The sequence below is a fragment of the Streptomyces prasinopilosus genome, from assembly GCF_001419695.1.
GTDB classification, from domain to species: Bacteria; Actinomycetota; Actinomycetes; order Streptomycetales; family Streptomycetaceae; genus Streptomyces; species Streptomyces prasinopilosus.
Window position 1 is genome coordinate 1 of record NZ_LIRG01000494.1, and the last position, 4723, is coordinate 4723.

Annotated in this window: 2 protein-coding genes; both read right to left on the reverse strand. The window is 76.5% G+C overall.

Annotation, left to right across the window (positions count from 1 at the left end; translation table 11 throughout):
• Positions 1 to 151: 151 nt before the first annotated feature.
• Entirely contained in the window at positions 152 to 1567 is a 1416-nt protein-coding gene (locus AOK18_RS20345; protein WP_055695301.1) for a DUF6177 family protein, read from the reverse strand.
• Positions 1564 to 4723: type VII secretion protein EccCb (eccCb, locus tag AOK18_RS20350; RefSeq protein WP_055695302.1), on the reverse strand; the 3160-nt coding region annotated here is incomplete at its 5' end. The genes eccCb and AOK18_RS20345, both read right to left, overlap by 4 nt.

The window sequence follows — 4723 nt, forward strand, 5'->3', positions numbered from 1 at the left end:
GAACGTCCGGCCGTGACGGGGGAGGGACGAGCGGCACCCCGGGACCCCGTGCCCCGGGGTGCCCGGTCCCCGTGATCCGTGCCCTGTGCCCCGGGTCCCCGGGACCCGGCCCCCGGGTCCCGCCGGGGCGCCGCCGGGGCGGAGGCCGGAGTCAGGCCCTCGCCCCGGCTCCCGTCCCCGGCACACCGGCCCGCAGGTGCGCCGCCAGGCGGTGCAGCTCGCCGAGGGCGCCGGCGTCCGACCCGTTCCCCAGCGGGTAGTGCAGGGCCGGTGCGGAGGCGGGCCCCAGGGCGACGGGCCGTACCGCGACGGGCGGGCGGCGGGCGTGGGTGAGGCCGATGCCCCGCACGTCGCGCGCCCCCAGGGTGAAGGCGACCGGCACGGCCGGTGCCTGGAGCACGGGTGCCGTCGTGAGGTCGCGGGGGGCCCGCCGCAGTGAGGCCAGCATCGTCGTCAGGCCGTGGTCGGCGACGAGGGTTTCGGCGAGGGGCGTGATCGCCTCCAGGGGCGGTTCCTCGTCCCGCCCGTACCCGAGGGTGAGCGTCATGTCCTGCTCGATCCCGGCGGTCGTGCGCCGCACCCGGATCCACGCCAGCGCGGGCCGGCCGGGGTGCCCCGTCACGAGCAGGTGGGTGGGTTCGGGGGCCCGGTCGCGGGCCAGGCCGGTCAGCCGGCGTGGCGACCAGGGCAGGTTGACGGGTTCCGCGGTGCCCCAGCCGGCCGGGGCCGAGCCGGTGAGCGCGCGCCAGGCCGTCTCGAGGGCTTCGCCCAGCACGGTGTCCTCGTGGGCGGGGAGCGTCGTGCGGAACGCCACGACGAGCTGCCGGTCGTCCGACGGGGACGTCCGGCCGAACGCCTCGGCGACGGAGGCGGTGCCGTCCGCCCCGAGCGCGGGCGCAAACGTGCCGTCCCGCCAGCGCAGCACCGCCCCGGACAGCCCGTCGTAGTAGCCCTGTACCGGGTCCTGGACGACCCAGCGGTGGGGCACCTGGAGGAGGGTGGCGCGGGCCGGGGCGCTGAGCCGGACGTGCGGCGGGGTGACGATCTGCAGGGCCCGGCCCGACTCCGAGGTGCCGCGCAGGACGTCGGACAGCCAGGTGGTCAGGGCCAGGACGGGCCGGTCGGCCAGGACGACGGACGTGCTGTCGGTGAGGACGTCCACGACCGGCTGCCCGTCGTCCGGCGCGACGGCGGCGCCGACGTCCACGACCTCGGTGCCCGCCGCCGCCTCGGGCCAGGTGCTGCCGCCCAGCAGCAGGGCGAGCCGCCCGCACACCGATCCCGCCAGCCGTTCGGCCCCGGGCACGGCGCCGGAGGCGCGGATCTCGGTCCACCAGAACGGCACGGGCACGTCCCGCCCGAGCAGCCGTTCGGCCTCCCCGGGCACCTGGACCAGCAGCGGGGCCTCCACGGACACCAGGGGCCTGCCGTCCGGGGCGCACAGCCGCAGCACGGCGCCCTGGGACCCCGCGGTCACGCCCGCCTCGGGCCCGGCCGCGTACAGGCCGGCCAGCAGGGCCCAGGTGTCCGGCATCGTCGGGGTGAGGGCGATGACGTCCTTGGTCACGACTCCCCCTCCTCCCCGGTTCCGGCCAGCGCGGTCTGGACGAGCTGGTGGCGGCGGCCGCGGCGGACCAGGGTGCCGCGGCCGGGCGGCTGCGCGGAGGCGTACAGGCCGGGGAAGAGCTGCCCCTCGGTGCGGTCGCCGTCCATCACCAGGGCGGTGCTGCCCGTCTCGCGCAGGGTGGTCAGCAGCGGCTCGTACAGGGCGCGGGAGGCTCCCGCGGTACGGCGCGCCAGGACGAAGTGCAGGCCGATGTCCTGCGCGGAGGAGACGTACGGCAGGAAGGGCGCGAGGGGCTGCTGCCCGGCGGTGGTGAGGATGTCGTAGTCGTCGGCGAGGATGACGATCCGCGGGCCCCGGAAGGCGGGCTCGCCGGTCTCGGGCGCGTCCGGGTCGGCGGTCTCCGGCAGCCGCTTGTGCAGTTCGGCGGCGATGCCCGTGGAGAGGGCGGCGGCGAGCGCGGCGTTGTGGGCGTACCCGCCCCGGTACGGCTCCGGGACGACGCCGCGCAGGCCGCGGCGCGGGTCGAAGACGCCGAAGACCAGCTCGTCGTCGGAGTACCGCTCGACGAGCCCGGCGACGACCAGCTTCAGCAGGTTCGTCTTGCCGCACTCGTTGTCGCCGAGGACCAGCAGGTGCTGGTCGCCGCCGAAGAGGTCGAGCAGCACGGGGGCGAGGGCGTCCTGGTCGAGGCCGAGGGGGATCCGCCGCGGTTCGGCGGCCGGTGAGGGCAGCCGGGTCGCCGGCAGCCGGGCCGGCAGCACCCGCACCGGGGCGGCGGGCTCGCCGTGCCAGGTGGCGCGGACGGTGCGCACCGCCTCGTCCAGGGCCGGGCCCAGGTCGCCGGTGGCGGGCGAGCCGTCGAGGCGGGGCAGGGCGGTCTGCGCGAACAGCTTGCCGTCGGTGAGGACCCGGCCGGGCGCGTCCGGCGGGAGGGTCGCGGAGAGCTTGCGGTCGACGGAGGAGTCGGCGGGGTCGTTCAGGCGCAGTTCGACGCGGGTGCCGAACAGGGACTGGGTGGCGATGCGGACGTCGTTCCAGCGCAGCATGCCCGCCACCACGTGGATGCCGTAGCCGCCGCCCCGCTTCAGCAGGTCGGCGACCGGCTCGTCGAGGTCGGCGAAGTCGTCGCGCAGCGCGCCGAACCCGTCGACGACGAGGACGACGTCGGTGGAGCCGAGCCGCGGCAGCCCGCCCTGGGCGCGGAGCCGGCGCAGCTGGTCGACGGAGTCGATGCCGTGCTCGCGGAAGAGCGTCTCGCGCTCGTCGAGCATGGCGCGCACCTCGGCGACCGTACGGGCCGCGCGCTCACGGTCGGCCCGCCCGGCGATCCCGCCGACGTGCGGCAGCGCGGCCAGCGCCGACAGGCCGCCGCCGACCAGGTCCAGGCCGTACACGGCGACGTCGCGCGGCGTGTGGGTGGCCGCCAGGGACAGCACGAGGGTCCGCAGCAGCGTGGTCTTGCCGGACTGGGGGCCGCCGATCACGGCCGCGTGGCCGCCGGCCGCGGTCAGGTCCAGCTCCCACCGGCCCTGCCACTGCCGGGCCGGGTCGTCGAGCACGCCGAGCGGCACCCGCATCCCGCCCGCGGCGCGCGCCAGGTGCAGCCCGCGTTCGGAGACCCGGACCGGTCCCGCGGCCGCGTCCAGGCTGACGGCGTCCGGCAGCGGCGGCAGCCAGATCCGGCGCACCGCGGGCGCGGCGCCGGTGAACCGGCCGACCATGAGGGACAGGACGGTCGGGCCGGTCTCCCGCCGGGTGGCGGCGGGCTCCTCTTCCGGTTCCTCCGTACGCCCCGCCGTGTTGTACGCCGGGTAGGGCAGGGCGAGCGGTTCCTCGTCGCGCCGTTCGCGCGCCGCCGGGCCGCGGTGGGCGCCGGAGACGTACCCGGCCTTGAACCGCTCGTAGGTGGAGGTGTCGACCTTCAGGTAGCCGAAGCCGGGCAGCGGCGGCAGGTGGAAGGCGTCGGTGGTGTCGAGGACGGTGCGGGACTCGTCGGCGGAGAAGGTCCGCAGCCCCAGCCGGTACGACAGGTAGGTGTCCAGGCCCTTGAGCCTGCCGCCCTCGATGCGCTGGCTGGACAGCAGCAGGTGGACGCCGATGGAGCGGCCGATGCGCCCGATCGACAGGAACAGGTCGATGAAGTCCGGCTTCGCGGTGAGGAGTTCGCCGAACTCGTCGATGACGACGAACAGGTGCGGGAGCGGTTCGAGGTCCGGTCTCTCCGTCGCGCGCAGCACCGCGTAGTGGCCGATGTCGGCGACGTTGCCGGCGTCCTTGAGGACCTGCTGGCGGCGCTTGACCTCACCGGCGAGGCTGGTGTGGACGCGTTCGACGAGCCCCGCCCGGTTCTCCAGGTTGGTGATCATTCCGGCGGTGTGCGGGAGGTCGGCGAAGGGGGCGAAGGTGGCGCCGCCCTTGTAGTCGACCAGGACGAGCGCCAGGTCCTCCGGGGAGTGGGTGGCGACCAGGGCGAGGACGAGGGTGCGCAGCAGCTCGCTCTTGCCGGAGCCGGTCGCGCCCACGCACAGGCCGTGCGGGCCCATGCCGAGCTGGGAGGACTCCTTCAGGTCCAGCAGGACCGGCTTGTGGCGGTCCGTCAGGCCGATGGGCACGCGCAGGAAGTCGCGTTCGCTCCGGGGCTTCCACAGGGCGGGCAGATCGAGGGCAGCGGGGTCGGCGATGCCGAGGAGCGCGGGGAAGTCGACCGGACCGGTGACGGGACTGCCCTCGGCGACGGACTCCGGCGACAGCCGCAGCGGGGCCAGCAGCCGGGCGACGCCCTCCGCCCCGGCCGCGGTGACCGGGTCGACGGCGCCCTCGGCGGCGGAGGAACGGCGCAGGTCCTCGGTGGAGGAACGGCGCAGGTCCTCGACGACCACCCGCTCGCCCCGGACGGTGAGGCGCACGCTCACCTCGTCCGGCTCGTGGATCTGCTCCCGGAGGAGGTGCACGACGGTGATCCCCATGTCCGCCAGCCCGACGGCCGCGTCCGGGCGGGGGAGTTCGGCGGCCGGCTCGCCGTGGGCGTCGACGACCACCAGCAGCCGGCCCGCCAGCCGCAGCGCACTCCGTTCGGCCAGACCGCGCCGCACCTCCGCCGCGTACGCGGCCCGCCGGCCCAGCTCGTGCCGGAGCCCTCCGGCACGAGCTGGGCCG